Origin of the sequence: Streptomyces sp. NPDC050145 (genome assembly GCF_044460245.1) — a bacterium.
GTDB lineage: Bacteria > Actinomycetota > Actinomycetes > Streptomycetales > Streptomycetaceae > Streptomyces.
In genome coordinates this window covers 87,334-104,865 of the sequence record NZ_JBITJS010000014.1, presented here as the reverse complement: position 1 = coordinate 104,865, position 17,532 = coordinate 87,334, and the positions used below count along the sequence as shown (strand labels likewise).

The window sequence follows — 17,532 nt, the reverse complement described above, 5'->3', positions numbered from 1 at the left end:
CATGCGAGGCCCTTTCAACAACCGTCCGTTCAGCAGCCGTCTCTTCAGCACCCGCCGTCGCAGGACGCTCGCGGCCGTCGCCGGGGCCGGCGCCCTGCTGGTCGTCACCGGCTGCGGCGCCGCCGACATGACCAAGCAGTCCTCCCCGTACGCCAACGCCGACGGCGCCAAGACGGTGACCCTCTCCGTGCAGTCCTGGGTCGGCGCCCAGTCCAACGTCGCCGTCGCCCAGTACCTCCTGGAGCACGAACTCGGCTACCGCGTCGACACTGTCCAGGTCGACGAGATCCCCGCCTGGGACGCCCTCAGCCAGGGCCGCGTCGACGCGATCATGGAGGACTGGGGCCACCCCGACCAGGAGGCCCGCTACGTCAAGGACAAGAAGACGATCGTGAACGGCGGCGACCTCGGCGTCACCGGTCACATCGGCTGGTTCGTCCCGACGTACTTCGCCAAGCAGCACCCCGACGTCACGAACTGGAAGAACCTCAACAAGTACGCCTCCCAGCTGAAGACCGCCGAGAGCGGCGGCAAGGGCCAGCTCCTGGACGGCTCCCCGTCCTACGTCACCAACGACAAGGCGCTGGTCAAGAACCTGAAGCTGAACTACCAGGTCGTCTTCTCCGGCTCCGAGGCCGCTCAGATCACTCAGATCAAGCAGTTCGCCAAGCAGAAGAAGCCGTTCCTGACGTACTGGTACCAGCCGCAGTGGCTCTTCAAGAAGGTGCCCATGACGGAGGTGAAGTTGCCGCCGTACAAGGAGGGCTGCGACGCCGATCCGGAGGCGATCACCTGCGCCTACCCGAAGACGCCGCTGCAGAAGTACCTCAACGCCGACTTCTCCAAGGACGGTGGGAAGGCCGCGGCCTTCCTGAAGAACTTCCGCTGGACGACGGAGGACCAGAACGAGGTCTCCCTCATGATCGCCGAGCAGAAGCTCAGCCCGGACCAGGCCGCCAAGAAGTGGGTCGACCGCCACCGCTCCACGTGGCAGGCCTGGCTCCCCAAGTAGCCCCGCACACGGACCGACTCCCCGCCCCCTGAGGCGTGGCCGCCCCACCGACGGGGCAGATTCCCCATGCCGGGTGCCCCTCCTGACGGGGGCACCCGGCGCCATGTTCTTGCCGGTGCCGGTGCCGGTGCCGGTGCGGGTGCGGGTGCCGATGCGGATGCCGCTCAGCGGAGCCGGCCCGCGATCTCCCGCAGCGCCGCGGTCGCCCGGCGCTGCAGGCCCGGCCCGAACGTGATCCGCGTCGCCCCCAACTCGCCCCATTCCCGCAGCGAAGGCCCACCCGGCGGCGCCCCCACGTTCAGCGGCCCCTCGATCCCCGCCCGCAGCCGGGGCAGCACCTCGGCCGGCGCCCCGATCGGATACACACAGTCCGCCCCGGCCGTGACGTACAAACGGGCCCGCTCGATCGCCTCCCCGACCGGATCCTCCGCACCCCGGATGAACGTGTCGATGCGCGCGTTGAGCACGATCCCCGCCCCGGCCACCGCCCGCACCTCGGCCAGCCAGTCCGCGTGCCGCGCCGCGTCCTTGAGGCCCGCACCCGCCCGGGCACCGCCACCGGCACCGGCCCCGGAACCGCCGTCCGGCGCCGAGTCCTCCAGATTGCAGCCGACCGCCCCCGTCCCGAGCAGCCGCTCCACCAGCTCCTTCGGCGCCATCCCGTACCCGCCCTCGATGTCCGCCGACACCGGGACCGACACCGACCGCACGATCCGGGCCACCGCCGCGAACATCTCGTCCGCCGGCGTCCGCCCGTCCTCGTACCCGAGCGACGCCGCGACCCCCGCGCTCGGCGTCGCCAACGCCGGCAACCCCGCCTCCTCGAAGACCCGCGCACTGGCCGCGTCCCACGGCCCGGGCAGCACGAGCGGATCGGCGGGGGAGCGCCCGTGATGCAGCGCGCGGAACGTCTCGACGGCACTCACCAGGCCGGCCCTCCAGGCTCGATACGCCGGCTGACCATCAGCCGGTTCCAACTGTTGATGACGGTGATCACCCCGAGGAGATGCGCGAGTTCGGCCTCCCCGAAATGCTTCGCGGCCCGCTCGAAAACGTCGTCCGGCACGAACCCGTCCGTCAGCACCGTCACCGCCTCGGTCAGCGCCAGCGCCGCCCGCTCCCGCTCGCTGTAGAGCTCACCGGCCTCACGCCACGCGCTCAACAACGCGATCCGCCCGGCGCTCTCCCCGTTCTGCTCCACCGCGACAGCGACATGCATGTCCAGGCAGAACGCACACGCGTTGATCTGCGACGCCCGGATCATCACCAACTCGGCGAGCACGGGATCCCCGAGCCCCCTCTTCGCCGCCGCCCCCGCCGCCACCAACGCGCCCCGCACCGCCGGCGCCAACGCGCTGGTCCGAGCGGTCACTTGGCCGCCGCCGGCTTGTAATGCCCCGCGACCATCCGCGTCGACACCCCGAACCGGTTCCAGGCGTTGATCGTCGTGATCGCCGCGATCAACTGCGCCAGCTCCTCCTCCCCGTACAGCCGCGCCGCCCCCTCGTACACGTCGTCCGGCACGAACCCGTCCGTCAGCACCGTGATCGCCTCCGTCAACGCGAGCGCAGCCACCTCCTTCGCCGTGTAGAAGTGCTTCGACTCCTCCCACGCGCTGAGCTGCACGATCCGCTCCACGCTCTCCCCGGCGGCCAGCGCGTCCTTGCTGTGCATGTCGACACAGAACGCGCAGTGGTTGATCTGCGACGCCCGGATCTTGACCAGCTCGTACGTCACCGGGTCCAGCCCCTTACGGGCCGCCGCGTCCAGCCGGACCATCGCCTTGTAGACCTCCGGCGCATGCCGCGCCCAGTCCAGCCGCGGGCTGTGCTCATGCATGAGGGCGCGCCCCGCCCCCGTGTCGGCCCCCTCGCCACCGTCCCGCGCCGCACCGCTCTCGCCGGCCTCGTTCATCCCGCTCACCTGGTCCGTCTCGCTCGTGGTCATGCCACGACCCTACGAACGCATTAGCCCAGGGGTATGGTCCATTTCCATGGTGGATTCCTGGGCCACTTCGGCCTCCCGGCAGGCACTCGGCATCGACCTGCACATCGAGCCCACGGGCTCCGGCCTGCGCCGAGGCCTCACCGACGCGCTCCGCGAAGCCGTCCGCAGCGGCCGCCTCGCCCCCGGCACCCGGCTGCCGTCCTCCCGCACCCTCGCCGTCGACCTCGGCATCGCCCGCAACACCGTCGCCGACTCCTACGCCGACCTCGTCGCCGAAGGCTGGCTCACCGCCCGCCAGGGCTCCGGCACCCGCGTCGCCGAACGCCCCGTGGAAGCCCCCCGCCCACCCCGCGCCCCCGCCCGGCGCACCCCGGGCCCCCTGCGCCACGACCTGGAACCCGGCAGCCCCGACCTCGCCTCCTTCCCCCGCGCCGAGTGGCTCAAGGCGGCCCGCCGCGCCCTGTCCGCCGCCCCGAACGACGCCCTCGGCTACGGCGACCCCCGCGGCCGACCCGAACTCCGCACCGCCCTCGCCGGCTACCTCGCCCGCGCCCGCGGCGTCCACGCCGACCCCGACCGCATCGTCATCTGCGCCGGCTTCGTCCACGCCCTACGGCTCCTCGGCGAAGTCCTGCACCGCCGCGGCGTCCGGGACATCGCCGTGGAGAGCTACGGCCTCGACGCCCACTGGGACATCCTCACCCGCACGGGCCTGCGCACCCACCCCCTCCCGCTCGACGACCTCGGCACGAACACCGCCGAGCTGGAGGCCTGCCCAGGCCCGCCCCCTCCCGCCCGCCACGCCCGCACGCCCACCAACCCCCTCACGGCCCTCTCCCCGCCCGGCCCCTCCCATCCGTCCGCCTCCCCACCGGCCCCTTCCCCCGCCCCCTCTCCCTCTCGCCTCCCGGCCGTGGGCGCGGCCCTGCTGACCCCCGCCCACCAGTTCCCCATCGGCGTCCCCCTCCACCCGGACCGGCGCGCCGCCGTCGTCGACTGGGCCCGCCGCACCGACTCCCTGATCCTCGAGGACGACTACGACGGCGAGTTCCGCTACGACCGGCAGCCCGTCGGCGCCCTCCAGGGCCTCGACCCCGACCGCGTCGTCTACCTCGGCACCGCGAGCAAGTCCCTGGCCCCGGGCCTGCGCCTGGGCTGGATGGTGCTGCCGGAGTCCGTCGTCCAGGAGGTCGCCGACGCGAAGGGACCCAGCGACTGGTCCTGCGGCGTCCTGGACCAGCTCACCCTCGCCGAGTTCCTGCACTCCGGCGCCTACGACCGCCACCTTCGCAGCGCCCGCCTCCGCTACCGCCGCCGGCGCGACCAACTCGTCGAAGCCCTCGCGGAACGCGCCCCCACCGTCCGCGCCACCGGAATCGCCGCCGGCCTCCACGCCGTCCTCCAACTCCCGCCCGGCACCGAACAGTCCGTGGTCCGCGCCGCCGCCTGGCAGAGCCTCGGAGTCACCGGCCTCTCCACCTACCGCCACCCCGGTGCCGTCCTGTCCGTCCCTCGCCCCGACGCCCTGGTGGTCGGCTACGGAACCCCCGCCGACCACGCCTGGGCCGGAGCCCTCGACGCCTTGTGCCGGGTCCTGCCGTAGGCGCCGGACGGGGGTGCCACCTGCCCCAGGTTCAGCTTTCGGGCCCCCGCAGCGCTCCCGCCCGCCGCTCGATCCGGGCGCCGGAGTACCGGCAACTGCCATTGTTCCGGGCGGCTCTGGGCCGTCGCCCCCGTTTCCGCCGCAGTTGCCCCGCGCCGCCAGAGTCAGGCCCGAGTCGCCGGCGCCGAGTCGAGTCGAGTCGAGGTGAGGTGAGGCGAGGGTGGCAACGGTCAGTCCCTCACCCGCACCGGATCCGCCTCCGCGACGGCCGGCGCCTCCCCGAACCGCGCCAGCGCGAGCGCCCCCGTCACCGCCACCACGAACCCCGTCACCGCCAGCCAATCCAGCCCCGGCCGGGTCCGATCACCCAGCCACACCACCCCCACCAACGCCGGCCCCACGGTCTCCCCGACCACCATCCCGGCCGTGGCCACCGTCACCGAGCCTCGCTGGAGGGCCGACGTCAGCAGCAGGAATGCCGCACCCCCGCCCACCAGCAGCGCATACAGCGCCGGATTGGTCACCAACGACCCCGGCGACAGTTCATCGATGAGCCTCACACTCACCTCGACCACCCCGAACCCGAACCCCGCCCCCAGCCCCAACGCGAGCGCCCGCCCCCGCCCCGGCAGCCGACCCGCCAGAGCCCCGAGCCCCAACACACCCACCGCCACCCCGAGCATGGCGAACCGCAGCGCGTCCGAACCCTCCCGATCGCCCTCCGCCCCCGACGCCAGACCCAGCATCGCCAGCCCCGCGCACACCGCCCCGACCGCACCCCACTCCGCCCCGCTCAGCCGCACATGCAGCAACCGGGCGGCCACGACCGCCGTCACAGCCAAGCTCGCTGCCAGCGCGGCGCCCACGGCGTAGATGGGCAGGGACCGCAGGGCCACGACCTGCAGCACGAACCCGAGCCCGTCGAGCCCGAGGCCCGCCAGATACCGCCACTGCCGCAACGCCCGTACCAGGAGCGTCGGATCGACACCCGACCCCGTACCCGGGGCCGTGGCCCGCGCCGCCATCGCCTGAAGCACGGACGCCGTCCCGAAGCACAACGCGGAACCCAGCGCACAAATCATTCCAATAGGCACGGAGCGACCCTAGAGGAACGATGCGGACCTCACCCCTGGAGCCATGGTGCGGACCACCGACGTGTTCTTCTACGCTGGCCGCCGACAATCACCGACCGCGGCGTACCGAACCGAGAATCAGTGCGCCGCATCATGCGGACGCCGGCCGCCTGCACCCTGACGGCGCCTGTGAAACGGGGGAGTTCAACCAATGGCGGAGAACAAACGGCGACTGCGCTCCAGCACGGTCGTACTCGGCGGAATGGGTGTGCTCGCGACGGCCCTGACCTCGTGCGGGTCCGAGCCGGACCGGCGCTGCGTCGACCGCGACAGCTACGACGTGGTCAACGGCTACAAGATCGTCAGCGACCAGTACTGCAAGTCCGGTTCGAGCTCGGCCGGCAAGGGCCGCAAGACCGGAACAGGCGGCAGCGCGAGCGGCACCGGACGTGGCAGCCGCGTCGACGGCGACTGGTACTACGACGCCGACGTCAGCGGCCGGCACGCCGACTACGGCACCTTCAGCCGCAGCGAGGCCGTCGACCGGGGCGGCTTCGGCTGCTCGGGCTCCGGCTCCGGAGGCGGCTGACCCCACGATGGAACGCCACACCATAGAACCCCGCGACGGCTGGCAGCAGACCGTCGAAGAGCAGGGGCTCATCTACCCCCTGACCCGGTACCCGGACGACTCCCTGCGCCCCTACTGGGACGAGTGCGCCTACTACGCGTTCTCGCTCCCCGAGGTCGAGGCGCTGGAGGAGGTCGTCGAGGAACTCCACGAGATGTGCCTGGCCGCAGCCGAACATCTCGTCACCGAGGACCGCCTCGCCGACCTGGGCATCACGGACCCCCGCCTGGCCGGCCTGGTCCGCGAGTCCTGGCGCCGCCGTGACGAACTGCCCTCCGTCTACGGCCGGTTCGATCTCCACTACGACAGCCGCACCGGGGCCCCGGCGAAGCTGCTGGAGTACAACGCCGACACCCCCACCTCCCTTATCGAGGCCGCGGGCCCGCAGTGGTTCTGGATGGAGGAACGCTTCCCGGGCGCCGACCAGTGGAACTCCCTTCACGAACGGCTCGTCGACGCCTGGAAGAAGCAGGCCGCCCTCCTCCCGCCCGGTAGCCCGCTGTACTTCGCACACTCAGCCGCCGATGAACTCGGCGAGGACCTGATGACCGTGGCCTACCTCCGGGAGACCGCAGAACAGGCCGGCCTGGACACGGAAGCGATCTCCGTCGAGGACATCGGCTGGGACCGGCTGTCACGCCGCTTCGTGGACAAGAAGCTCCGCTTCATCCGCAGTTGCTTCAAGCTCTACCCCTGGGAGTGGCTCACCACGGACCGGTTCGCCCCGCACGTCCTCGACACGCTCGACAACGGCGGCGGCACCGGCACCACCCTCTGGATCGAGCCCGCCTGGAAGATGCTCCTCTCCAACAAGGCACTTCTCGCCGTGCTCTGGGAACTGTTCCCCGGGCACCCGAACCTCCTGCCGGCCTACCTGGACGGCCCCCGGGAACTCGCCCACACCACTGGCTACGTGACCAAGCCGCTCCTGGGGCGCGAAGGGGCGGGTGTCACCCTCCACGAGGCAGGTGCACAGGAGCCGGAACCGGTGTCGCACGACGAGGCCTTCTGCTACCAGGAGTTGAGGCCCCTGCCCGACTTCGACGGCAACCGTGTCGTCCTCGGCGCCTGGGTCGTCGAGAACGAAGCGGCCGGCCTGGGAATCCGTGAGTCCTCGGGCCTGGTCACGGACGAGTACGCCCGCTTCCTGCCTCACGTCATCCTCTAGCCGCCGACCGAACCAGAAGGCCTGCCGGGCGTGCCCGGCGCGCCCGGCTCGCCCGACGAGAGGCGGGCCGGCATCTCTGCACTTTTCTGTTGTCAAGGAACGAAAATCTCTCCAGGCGCTGTCGATCACACGCCGAGTACCGCGCGGAGCTGGTCGAGCCCCCAGTCCAGGTCCTCCTTACTGATCACCAGGGGTGGGGCGATACGGATCGTGGAGCCGTGGGTGTCCTTCACGAGAACGCCCCGGTCCATCAACTTCTCCGAGATCTCCCGGCCCGTCCCGTGCGACGGATCGATGTCGACGCCTGCCCAGAGCCCGCGCCCGCGCACCTGAGTCACCTTCCCTGCTTCGGCCAGCAGGCTCAGCTCCGCGTGCAGATGGTCACCGAGCTCCGCGGCCCGCTTCTGGAACTCCCCGGTCCGCAGCATCGCGATCACCTCCAGCGCCACGGCGCAGGCGAGCGGATTCCCGCCGAACGTCGACCCGTGCTCGCCCGGTCGGAAGACGCCGAGCACCTCCCTGCTCGACACGACCGCCGACACCGGGACCACACCGCCGCCGAGGGCCTTGCCCAGCACGTAGACGTCGGGCACCACGCCCTCGTGCTCACAGGCGAATGTCCGGCCGGTGCGGCCCAGCCCGGACTGGATCTCGTCCGCGATGAACAGCACGTTCCGCTCGCGCGTCAGGTCCCGGACCCCGGCGAGGTAGCCGGCCGGCGGGACCAGGACGCCGGCCTCCCCCTGGATCGGCTCCAGCAGCACCGCCACGGTGTCCTCGGTCACCGCGTCCCGCAGAGCCGCCAGATCGCCGTACGGAACGATGTCGAACCCCGGCGTGTACGGCCCGAAATCGGCCCGCGCCTCCGGATCCGTGGAGAAGCTGACGATCGTGGTCGTACGCCCGTGGAAGTTGTCGCTCGCGACCACGATCCGGGCCCGGCCGTCCGGCACACCCTTCACCCGGTACCCCCACTTGCGAGCGGTCTTCACCGCCGTCTCGACCGCCTCCGCCCCCGTGTTCATCGGCAGCACCATCTCCATGCCGCACAGCTCGGCGAGCTCCGTGCAGAACTCCGCGAACCGGTCGTGATGGAACGCCCGCGAGGTCAGCGTGACCCGCTCCAGCTGGGCCTTCGCCGCCTCGATCAGCCGGCGGTTCCCGTGCCCGAAATTGAGCGCCGAGTATCCGGCGAGCATGTCGAGGTAGCGGCGCCCCTCGACATCCGTCATCCAGGCCCCGTCCGCCGTGGCGACGACGACCGGCAGCGGGTGGTAGTTGTGCGCGCTGTGGGCGTCCGAGGAGCTGATGTAGCTCTCCGTAGCGGCCCGCGCGTCTTCAGCGGGGTGAGGAGTCGCAGAAGTCACGGGATCTCCGTTCTGACGGCACTGAAAGCCTGGCGGCTGTTACGGCGCGAGACGGGTGTGTGGCCCCTTCCTATCGTCGCTCGCATGGTGGACGTGGAAACCTCGCGCGGCGGCGAGCCCGGTAGTGTGATTCCAGGGCCGTGACTGGCGCGCTGGGATGGGACCGACCATCGGGGAGCGGCTCGGGAACGATGTGCCGTGCGCCTGGGCCGAACCGTGAACCGACCGCGTCCGGAGGCAGCCCGATGACTGATCTGACCCCTGAATCCACCGCATACCGCGCCGCTCTCGACGTCATCCGGGGTGTGGAACCCCGTGTCGCCGACGCCATCGGCCAGGAGCTCGCCGACCAGCGCGAGATGCTCAAGCTGATCGCCTCCGAGAACTACGCGTCCCCGGCCACGCTGCTGACCATGGGCAACTGGTTCAGCGACAAGTACGCCGAGGGCACCGTCGGCCGCCGCTTCTACGCCGGCTGCCGCAACGTCGACACCGTGGAGTCCCTCGCCGCCGAGCACGCCCGCGAGCTCTTCGGCGCCCAGCACGCCTACGTCCAGCCGCACTCGGGCATCGACGCCAACCTCGTCGCCTTCTGGGCCGTCCTCGCCGACCGTGTCGAGGTGCCCTTCCTGGCGAAGACCGGCGTCCGCCAGATCAACGACCTGACCGACGCCGACTGGGCCGAGCTGCGCCACGCCTTCGGCAACCAGCGCATGCTCGGCATGTCCCTGGACGCGGGCGGCCACCTCACCCACGGCTTCCGCCCCAACATCTCCGGCAAGATGTTCGACCAGCGCTCCTACGGCACCGACCCGGCCACCGGCCTGATCGACTACGAGGCGCTGCGCGCGCAGGCCCGCGAGTTCAAGCCGCTGATCATCGTCGCCGGCTACTCGGCCTACCCCCGCCTGGTGAACTTCCGCATCATGCGAGAGATCGCGGACGAGGTCGGCGCCACCCTGATGGTCGACATGGCGCACTTCGCCGGCCTCGTCGCCGGCAAGGTGCTCACCGGCGACTTCGACCCGGTGCCGCACGCCCAGATCGTCACCACCACCACTCACAAGTCGCTGCGCGGCCCGCGCGGCGGCATGGTGCTGTGCGACGACTCCCTCAAGGACCAGGTCGACCGGGGCTGCCCGATGGTGCTCGGTGGCCCCCTGCCGCACGTCATGGCCGCCAAGGCCGTCGCCCTGGCCGAGGCCAGGCGCCCCGAGTTCCGTACTTACGCCCAGTCCGTCGTCGACAACGCCCGCGCTCTCGCGGAGGGCCTCACCCGTCGCGGTGCCACGCTGGTCACCGGCGGTACGGACAACCACCTCAACCTGATCGATGTCGCCACCTCCTATGGTCTGACCGGCCGCCAGGCCGAGTCCGCGCTCCTTGACTCCGGCATCGTCACCAACCGCAACGCCATCCCGGCCGACCCGAACGGCGCCTGGTACACCTCCGGCATCCGCATCGGCACGCCCGCCCTGACCACGCGTGGTCTGGGCACCGCCGAGATGGACGAGATCGCCGCACTGATGGACCGCGTCCTGGCGGCGGCCGAGCCCGGCACCACCAGCAAGGGCACCAAGTCCAAGGCCCAGCACGTCCTGGACGCCAAGATCGCCGACGAGGTGTCCCACCGGGCTGCCGACCTGCTCGCCGGCTTCCCGCTCTACCCGACCGTCGACCTCACCTGATCCCAGGTCCGGTGCACCGGGCTCCCTCCGGCCGGTCCGGAGACGGGCCCGGTGCACATGGCCGTCGGCAGACCTGATCGACGGGCCGGCCCGGCAGCGAACGAGAGCTTCATATGTCCCGCAGTTCCTGACGTGGACCGTGCTCTCTGCGCCGACGAACCTCCGCCACCCGGCGGGGCAGGCCGACGACCAGCGGCCGGACCAGCAGAGCCAACGCGGCACCGGCCAGGACGCCAGACACCATCCACCACCAGCCGGCTGCTGCGGGCACGGAAGCAGCGTCGGCGGCCGTGGCCGGAGAACGCGTCGCCGGGGTGTCCGGCCTCGTCATCGCGAGATGCCTGGACGGCTCGGCGACAGGAGACCCAGGGCCCGCGCCGCCCGACGACCGTTTCCCCATCACCCCGAGTCCACGCATCAGAGACCGCAGCTCACCGGGCTTCTCAGCGGTGTGCCAGATCCCGTTCAAGTCGTTCATGTCGGTCGACGTGTGGATCCAGACGTCCTTGCTGCCCGGCGTGCCCGGATAGACGCGGTCCACGCGCCAAGGCTGTATGTCGTGCAACAGCCACGTCACGTCCAGCCGGCGACCGGCGCCGACCCTCAGGCCCGGCGCTAAGGCCTCCTCAGTCTCACCCGGCTCCCCGAGCAGTCGGGCCAACCGTCCGTAGTCCTTGTCGCTGAAATAGAGCGACGCGCTTTCCTCGCTCTCCGGCGACACGATCAGGACGCTCGTCGACCCGCCCGCCGAAGCCTGAACCGCGCCCCAAAGAACCAGTGCCAGCGTGGCCGCCAGCGCTGTGAACAGGGCGGCAAGATTCCGTACCGTACGAATGCGATCCCCCAGTCGACCAACCGGCACGGCCCTTCCGAGCCGGTTCACTTCTGGTACACCGCTCGTGCCGTTCAGGTTCCGCCTGCAGCGGGTTTTTCTTCCCGCCCGACGGTGCCTCCGGCGGCAGCGGCGAAGCCGTGGCCCCACCGCTGCCCTCTCACCGGCTTCCGCCCCGATCGTCCGTGGAGCGGGCGATCTTCAGCGCCCTCTCCTCGGATGCCACGCCTTCCAAACGCAAGGTGAGACGCGAGCCGTGTGTCCACAGCAGGGCCGGACCGGCCGTGCGCTCCGCCCGATGCCATGGGTGTCCTTGACCGTCGAGCATCCGGAAACTCGGCCGTTGCTCCCGTGCGAACCACAGAGCTGTCTCCCGGCCCACGGGCACCCGGGCCGGAGGATCCGTGACGGTCTCGGCGAACCGGATGTCGAGACGAGCAGGGAACTCGTCGAGACGTACCGTGCGGCCGCCCTCCTCCCACCAGCACAGCCTGACCAGTGGGCGGCCACCCGACTCGTACGTCACGGCGATCGAGTCGGGAGACCCCAGCTCGGCCGGGACCAGGGGCCGGAACCCCGCCCGCGCCACGACCTGGTCCATGGAGAGCGGCGCACCACAGCCAGACACAGGCGTACCCGGCGCCGGCGAGGCCGACGGATCGTAGTGGACCTCGACCCCGCCGAAGCCGAACCAGTCGTAGACCGAAGCCCGGACCGGCGGCGTGAGCACGACGACCGTCGCCACACCACACAGGGCAGCGGTCAGCACCCGCCACCGCCGCCGAGCCCATCTCCATATCCGACGCGCACCTGCACGCGGCCCCGGCGGCCTGGCGGCAGGCGGTGGCGCATGCTCGGCGATGATCTGCGCCAGCACGCGCTCCGCCATGGTCTCGCCCGCGCCGTCCGGACCGTTCATGAACCGCCCCAGCGCACGCAGCTCCTCCGACAGCTCCGACAGCTCCGGTCGCTCATCTCGAGGCTCGCTCATGCCTGTCACCTCCCTTCCCCGGCCGCGGCGCCGGGACTCGCGCAGTCGTGTGGCCCGCCGGCAACAGCTGTCCCAGCTTGCGCAGGGCGCGATTGAGCCGGGACTTGACCGTGCCACGCGGCCAGCCCAGAGCCTGGGCCGTCTCCGCCTCGTCCATCTCCAGCAGATAGCGGTGCACGACGACCAGCCGGTGCTCCTCACTCAGCAGATCCAGCGCGGCCACCAGTTCGGCGCGGCGCTCCACCTCGACCGCCGCGACCGCAGGATCGGCCGACTCCGGTATCAACGGCTCGGCCTCGGCCATCGCTGCTTCCCGACCGGCGGCCGACCGCTGCCGACCCACCGACCTCACTGTGTTCCTTGTCTCATTGGCGACGATCTTCAGCAGCCACGGCTTGAAAGCCGAGCCGTCCTTGAACCGTCCCAAGCTGCGATACGCCTTGAAGAAGGACTGCTGTACGACATCCTCGGCATCGGCCCCCGCGCCCAGCGCCTTCGCTGCTCGCAGGGCGATGCCGGTGAAGGCGCGAACCAGCTCCGCGTACGCCTCCGGATCCCCGGCGCGCACGCGGGCGATCACCGCACCTTCGTCGACGACGTGGCCCACCTCCAGGACTTCCCCCGGTGTCCTCACACGCTTGATACACCGGTCGACCGTGATCGGTTCCCACCCGGCACGCCCGAGTTCTCACGGTGCGTCACGCCAGGCTCCGGCGGACCCGCGGATTCCCCCACGCGACGCCCGCACGTCGCGAACCTGACCCCGAGCAATGAGAGACACCTGAGAGAATGAGGGCATGGCCTCTGATCGTCCCCGCGTGCTCTCCGGAATCCAGCCCACCGCAGGCTCGTTCCACCTCGGCAATTACCTCGGTGCGGTCCGCCAGTGGGTGGCGCTGCAGGAGTCCCACGACGCCTTCTACATGGTGGTGGACCTGCACGCGATCACCGTCCCGCAGGACCCCCGGGAACTGCGTGCGAACACCCGGCTCGCCGCCGCGCAGCTCCTCGCCGCGGGTCTTGATCCGGACCGGTGCACGCTCTTCGTCCAGAGCCACGTCCCCGAGCACGCTCAGCTCGGCTGGGTCATGAACTGCCTCACGGGTTTCGGCGAGGCGAGCCGCATGACGCAGTTCAAGGACAAGTCCGCCAAGCAGGGTGCGGACCGCGCCACGGTCGGCCTCTTCACCTACCCGATCCTGCAGGTCGCGGACATCCTCCTCTACCAGGCCCACCAGGTGCCGGTCGGCGAGGACCAGCGGCAGCACATCGAGCTCACGCGTGACCTGGCCGAGCGCTTCAACGGGCGCTACGGCGAGACCTTCACCATCCCGGCGCCGTACATCCTGAAGGAGACGGCGAAGATCTACGACCTTCAGGACCCGTCGATCAAGATGAGCAAGTCGGCGTCCACGCCGAAGGGCCTCATCAACCTCCTGGACGAGCCGAAGGCCACCGCCAAGAAGGTCAAGAGCGCGGTCACCGACACCGAGACCGTCATCCGCTACGACGCGGAGAACAAGCCGGGCGTCAGCAACCTGCTCAGCATCTACTCCACCCTCACCGGCACCGGTATCCCGGAACTGGAGCAGAAGTACGAGGGCAAGATGTACGGTGCGCTGAAGACGGACCTGGCCGAGGTCATGGTGGACTTCGTGACTCCGTTCCGGACCCGCACCCAGGAGTACCTGGACGACCCGGAGACGCTCGACTCGATCCTGGCCAAGGGTGCGGAGAAGGCGCGGGCCGTCGCCGCCGAGACGCTCGCCCAGGCGTACGAAAAGGTCGGCTTCCTGCCCGCCAAGCACTGAGCCCGCACCGGCTGCAAGCCCGCCCGCCCACCAGACGACGACAGGAGTATGACGTGGGGACCGTAACGATCGGTGTCTCGATCGCGGTCCCGGAGCCTCACGGCAGCCTGCTCCAGGAGCGGCGTGCGGGCTTCGGTGACCCCGCGGCACACGGCATTCCCACGCACATCACCCTGCTCCCGCCGACCGAGGTGGAGAGCGGGGACCTGGCGGCGATCGAGGCGCATCTGACGGAGGTCGCGTCCGCCGGGCGCCCCTTCGCGATGCGCCTGTCCGGGACGGGAACGTTCCGTCCTCTGTCACCCGTTGTGTTCGTACAGGTCGTCGAGGGCGCCGAGGCCTGTACCTGGCTGCAGAAGCAGGTGCGCGACGCCTCAGGTCCCGTCGCGCGCGAGCTGCAGTTCCCGTACCACCCCCACGTCACCGTGGCGCACGGCATCGCCGAGGAGGCGATGGACCGCGCGTTCGCGGAGCTGGCCGAGTACGAGGCGGCCTGGCCGTGCACCGGGTTCGCCCTGTACGAGCAAGGGGCCGACGGCGTGTGGCGGCGCCTGCGGGATTTCACCTTCGGTAAGTCGCCGCTCCCCGCGCAGGCGCCCGGACGCTCGATGCGTTCGCGCCGCCTGCGCGCGAGCTGAGGTCCCCCGGAACTCCCGGATCAGACCGGGAGCCGGCGGAACACAGGACGCGGTACGTGCCGCAGCGCTGACATGATCACGCGTAGCGCACCCGGCACCCACACCGTCTCCGACCGGCGTCGCAGCCCTGTCTCGATGGCCAGAGCGACCGCTTCGGGCGTCGTCGCCATCGGGGCCTCGTCCAGGCCGGCCGTCATCTTCGACCGCACGAAACCGGGCCGCACCACCATGACGTGCACGCCGGTGCCGTGGAGCGCGTCGCCCAGGCCCTGAGCGAAGGCGTCGAGCCCGGCCTTGCTCGATCCGTAGATGAAGTTGGCCCGGCGGGCCCGCTCGCCCGCGACGGACGACAGGACGACGAGCGAGCCGTGGCCCTGGGCCTGCAGTGCCCGCGCGCAGATGAGCCCGGCCGACACGGCGCCGGTGTAGTTGGTCTGGGCGACCCGTACCGCCGAGAGCGGTTCCCCCTCGTCGTGGGCTTGATCGCCGAGGATGCCGAAGGCCAGCAGCACCATGTCGATATCGCCCTCGGCGAAGACCTTGCCGAGCACCTCCTCGTGAGCCTCCGAGTCGAGGGCGTCGAACGAGACGGTCTGGGCGTCGGCCCCCATCCGGCGCAGCTCGGCTGCCGCGCTGTCGAGTGCGGGGGAGGGGCGACCCGCCAGCCACACGGTACGGGTGCGGCGCGTGGCGAGCCGACGGGCCGTGGCGAGCGCGATCTCGGACGTGCCGCCGAGGATGAGCAGGGACTGGGGAGTTCCGAAGGCGTCCTTCATGAGATCCAAACTCCAATGATTCGAGGCCGGGAACGCGGTGGCGCGCCGGTCCGGAAGCCGACCGTGTCCCGGTCGGGGGAATTCGGCTGGGCGGATCCGGAACCTGTGCGGTCCGAGCGGTGTATGAGAAGTGACACCGGCGCGGAGGGCCCGCGCCGACAGAGGGGGAGTCACATGGCAGGTCAGATGGGGACGGGGAGTCGGACGGTTCTCGTCGCTCTGGTACGGAAGTTGAGGGCCGTCGCAGGTGGCGGCAGCTCCGGGCGGGGCGGCTTCGGCGGTGAAGCCGCACGGCATGCCGGCTCGCGGGTGAGCCTGCGTGTCCAGACGACGGACGCGCTCGGGCCACGAGCACCGGGGCCTACAGCTCCAGGCGCCGGGACAGGTCGGAGCGGAACACGCCTCGCGGGTCCAGGCGGGCCCGGAGCGCGCGGAAGTCCGTCAGGCGCGGATACATGGAGGACAGAAGCTCGGGCCTGAGGCGGGAGTCCTTCGCGAGATAGACGCGCCCGCCCGTAGCGGCCACCTCCTCGTCGAGAGCGTCGAGGAAGGAGCCGAGGCCGGGCAGGTTCGCCGGGATGTCCAGGGCCAGGGTCCAGCCCGGCATCGGGAAGGAGAGCCATCCCGGATCCGCTTCGCCGAAGCGCTTGAGGACCGCGAGGAAGGAGGGGCATCGCCGGTCGGAGATGCGCTGCACGATATGGCGGAGGGACTCCTCCGCTCCGTATCCGACGACGAACTGGTACTGGATGAAGCCGCTGCGCCCGTAGATGCGGTTCCAGTGCGGGACGCCGTCGAGGGGGTGGAAGAACGTCGACAGCTTCTGGAGTTCCCCGACGCGGGACTTGGGGGCTTTGCGGAACCACAGCTCGTTGAAGGCGCCGACGGTCGTGCGGCCCAGCAGTCCCTCCGGCAGGAAGGAGGGTGCCGCGGGGAGCCGGCCAGGGCGGAAGGAGAGAGGGGAGCGGCGAGCGCGGGAGGGCAGGGCATCCAACGGGGCGTGGTCTCCGCGGGTGAGTACGGAGCGCCCCATGGAGGCGCCCCGGGCGAGGAGATCGATCCAGGCCACCGAGTAGCGGTACTGGTCGTCGGTGGCGGTCAGTCGGGCCATCAGGTCGTCGAGGTCCGCGGCGCGTTCGGTGTCGACGGACATCAACGAGGTCTCGACCGGCAGCAGTTGGATCGTGGCGGTGAGGATGATCCCGGTCAGCCCCATGCCGCCGGCCGTGGCATCGAAGAGTTCGGTTCCCCGTTCGACGATGTGGACCTGGCCATCGGCCGTGAGCAGTTCCAGAGCCAGTACGTGGCGCGAGAAGGAACCCGACACGTGGTGGTTCTTGCCATGGATGTCGGCGCCGATCGCGCCGCCGACCGTGACGTAACGCGTGCCCGGCGTCACGGGGACGAACCAGCCCAGAGGGAGGAGTACTTCCATCAGCCGGTGCAGTGAGACACCGGCATCGCACAGCACGGTGCCGGCGGAGGCGTCGATGGCGTGGATGCGGTCGAGGCCGGTCATGTCCAGGACCGCGCCGCCCGCGTTCTGCGCCGCGTCGCCGTAGGCCCGGCCCAGGCCGCGAGCGATACCGCCCCTGCGCCCGGGGGCTCCGCACTCGCGGACGGCGGCCACGGTCTCCTCGTAGGAGCGGGGGCGGATCAGATGGGCGGAGGTGGGGGCGGTGCGGCCCCATCCGGTGACCGGCACGGAGTCGTAGCCGGGGGTCGGCGCGGGGCGGGGAACGGAGGACGAGGGCGTGGTGTGCGGTCGCGCGCCCGAGTTCGAGGGTGCGGCTGCCGATGCGGATTCGGACGGCGGCGCAGCCACGAGCGGGGGTGCGGAAATGGAGGTGGAGACGGGGTCGGCAGCCATGGGGGTGACCGTATCGCCCCATAAAGAGAGCTTTGCTCTGAATCTAGCGATTGCTCACCGAAATGAGTGATTGATCGGGTGTCATACAAAATTGCCCGAGTTTATTGATGTTTTGGGATTCAGAGTGA

17 protein-coding genes and 1 riboswitch are annotated in these 17,532 nt (G+C 70.7%); of the genes, 7 read left to right on the top strand and 10 right to left on the bottom strand.

Features of this window, described 5'->3' with window-relative positions:
- Position 1 precedes the first annotated feature (1 nt).
- Positions 2 to 1,012: an ABC transporter substrate-binding protein gene (locus ACIBTU_RS27155; RefSeq protein ID WP_399129078.1), complete on the top strand. Its 1,011-nt coding sequence runs from the start codon at positions 2 to 4 to the stop codon at positions 1,010 to 1,012.
- Positions 1,013 to 1,176: 164 nt separating this feature from the next.
- Here ACIBTU_RS27155 and ACIBTU_RS27150 read toward each other — a convergent pair whose 3' ends face one another.
- From ACIBTU_RS27150 to ACIBTU_RS27140, 3 genes are read right to left on the bottom strand one after another with little or no spacing between them, the layout of a single operon-like run.
- Complete coding sequence (locus ACIBTU_RS27150) at positions 1,177 to 1,938, bottom strand: isocitrate lyase/phosphoenolpyruvate mutase family protein (RefSeq protein WP_399129077.1); 762 nt, start codon at positions 1,936 to 1,938, stop codon at positions 1,177 to 1,179.
- The gene (locus ACIBTU_RS27145; protein ID WP_399129076.1) at positions 1,935 to 2,384 is read right to left on the bottom strand and encodes a carboxymuconolactone decarboxylase family protein; all 450 of its coding nucleotides are present in this window, start codon (positions 2,382 to 2,384) and stop codon (positions 1,935 to 1,937) included. Before ACIBTU_RS27145 ends, ACIBTU_RS27150 begins: the two co-directional genes overlap by 4 nt.
- Positions 2,381 to 2,851 carry a carboxymuconolactone decarboxylase family protein gene (locus ACIBTU_RS27140; RefSeq protein WP_399129197.1) on the bottom strand — a complete coding sequence of 157 codons (471 nt, stop codon included), beginning with the start codon at positions 2,849 to 2,851 and terminating at the stop codon, positions 2,381 to 2,383. The genes ACIBTU_RS27145 and ACIBTU_RS27140 overlap by 4 nt, the downstream gene beginning before the upstream one ends.
- Before the next feature lie 154 nt (positions 2,852 to 3,005).
- Here ACIBTU_RS27140 and ACIBTU_RS27135 point away from each other — a divergent pair, with 154 nt between their 5' ends.
- The gene (locus ACIBTU_RS27135; RefSeq protein ID WP_399129075.1) at positions 3,006 to 4,562 is read left to right on the top strand and encodes a PLP-dependent aminotransferase family protein; all 1,557 of its coding nucleotides are present in this window, start codon (positions 3,006 to 3,008) and stop codon (positions 4,560 to 4,562) included.
- Positions 4,563 to 4,792: 230 nt separating this feature from the next.
- Here ACIBTU_RS27135 and ACIBTU_RS27130 read toward each other — a convergent pair whose 3' ends face one another.
- Positions 4,793 to 5,644 (bottom strand): hypothetical protein, encoded by an 852-nt coding sequence (locus tag ACIBTU_RS27130; protein WP_399129196.1) that lies wholly within the window; start codon positions 5,642 to 5,644, stop codon positions 4,793 to 4,795.
- A 202-nt stretch (positions 5,645 to 5,846) separates the two neighbouring features.
- Between ACIBTU_RS27130 and ACIBTU_RS27125 the strand changes: the two genes are divergently transcribed.
- Positions 5,847 to 6,224: a hypothetical protein gene (locus ACIBTU_RS27125; protein WP_399129074.1), complete on the top strand. Its 378-nt coding sequence runs from the start codon at positions 5,847 to 5,849 to the stop codon at positions 6,222 to 6,224.
- Positions 6,225 to 6,231: 7 nt separating this feature from the next.
- Positions 6,232 to 7,431 carry a glutathionylspermidine synthase family protein gene (locus tag ACIBTU_RS27120; protein ID WP_399129073.1) on the top strand — a complete coding sequence of 400 codons (1,200 nt, stop codon included), beginning with the start codon at positions 6,232 to 6,234 and terminating at the stop codon, positions 7,429 to 7,431.
- Between the two features lie 125 nt (positions 7,432 to 7,556).
- On the opposite strand, the gene rocD is transcribed toward ACIBTU_RS27120, so the two are convergent.
- Positions 7,557 to 8,741 (bottom strand): ornithine--oxo-acid transaminase, encoded by a 1,185-nt coding sequence (gene rocD / locus ACIBTU_RS27115; protein ID WP_399129195.1) that lies wholly within the window; start codon positions 8,739 to 8,741, stop codon positions 7,557 to 7,559.
- A 187-nt stretch (positions 8,742 to 8,928) separates the two neighbouring features.
- Positions 8,929 to 9,015, top strand: a riboswitch (ZMP/ZTP riboswitch).
- 28 nt (positions 9,016 to 9,043) lie between these two features.
- On the opposite strand from rocD, the gene ACIBTU_RS27110 reads away from it, so the two are divergent.
- Positions 9,044 to 10,486 (top strand): glycine hydroxymethyltransferase, encoded by a 1,443-nt coding sequence (locus tag ACIBTU_RS27110; protein ID WP_399129072.1) that lies wholly within the window; start codon positions 9,044 to 9,046, stop codon positions 10,484 to 10,486.
- A gap of 109 nt (positions 10,487 to 10,595) precedes the next feature.
- On the opposite strand, the gene ACIBTU_RS27105 is transcribed toward ACIBTU_RS27110, so the two are convergent.
- From ACIBTU_RS27105 to ACIBTU_RS27095, 3 genes are all read right to left on the bottom strand, one after another.
- Complete coding sequence (locus tag ACIBTU_RS27105; protein ID WP_399129071.1) at positions 10,596 to 11,369, bottom strand: hypothetical protein; 774 nt, start codon at positions 11,367 to 11,369, stop codon at positions 10,596 to 10,598.
- A 109-nt stretch (positions 11,370 to 11,478) separates the two neighbouring features.
- Positions 11,479 to 12,309: a hypothetical protein gene (locus ACIBTU_RS27100; RefSeq protein WP_399129070.1), complete on the bottom strand. Its 831-nt coding sequence runs from the start codon at positions 12,307 to 12,309 to the stop codon at positions 11,479 to 11,481.
- Positions 12,290 to 12,922 carry an RNA polymerase sigma factor gene (locus ACIBTU_RS27095; protein ID WP_399129194.1) on the bottom strand — a complete coding sequence of 211 codons (633 nt, stop codon included), beginning with the start codon at positions 12,920 to 12,922 and terminating at the stop codon, positions 12,290 to 12,292. Before ACIBTU_RS27095 ends, ACIBTU_RS27100 begins: the two co-directional genes overlap by 20 nt.
- A gap of 184 nt (positions 12,923 to 13,106) precedes the next feature.
- On the opposite strand from ACIBTU_RS27095, the gene trpS reads away from it, so the two are divergent.
- Positions 13,107 to 14,120 (top strand): tryptophan--tRNA ligase, encoded by a 1,014-nt coding sequence (trpS, locus tag ACIBTU_RS27090; protein WP_399129069.1) that lies wholly within the window; start codon positions 13,107 to 13,109, stop codon positions 14,118 to 14,120.
- A 53-nt stretch (positions 14,121 to 14,173) separates the two neighbouring features.
- Entirely contained in the window at positions 14,174 to 14,758 is a 585-nt protein-coding gene (locus ACIBTU_RS27085; protein ID WP_399129068.1) for a 2'-5' RNA ligase family protein, read from the top strand.
- Between the two features lie 20 nt (positions 14,759 to 14,778).
- Here ACIBTU_RS27085 and ACIBTU_RS27080 read toward each other — a convergent pair whose 3' ends face one another.
- Both ACIBTU_RS27080 and ACIBTU_RS27075 read right to left on the bottom strand, forming a co-directional pair.
- The gene (locus ACIBTU_RS27080) at positions 14,779 to 15,534 is read right to left on the bottom strand and encodes a decaprenylphospho-beta-D-erythro-pentofuranosid-2-ulose 2-reductase (protein WP_399129067.1); all 756 of its coding nucleotides are present in this window, start codon (positions 15,532 to 15,534) and stop codon (positions 14,779 to 14,781) included.
- A 361-nt stretch (positions 15,535 to 15,895) separates the two neighbouring features.
- A complete protein-coding gene (locus ACIBTU_RS27075; RefSeq protein WP_399129066.1) occupies positions 15,896 to 17,404 on the bottom strand; it encodes an FAD-binding protein in 1,509 nt (502 codons plus the stop codon).
- Positions 17,405 to 17,532 lie beyond the last annotated feature (128 nt).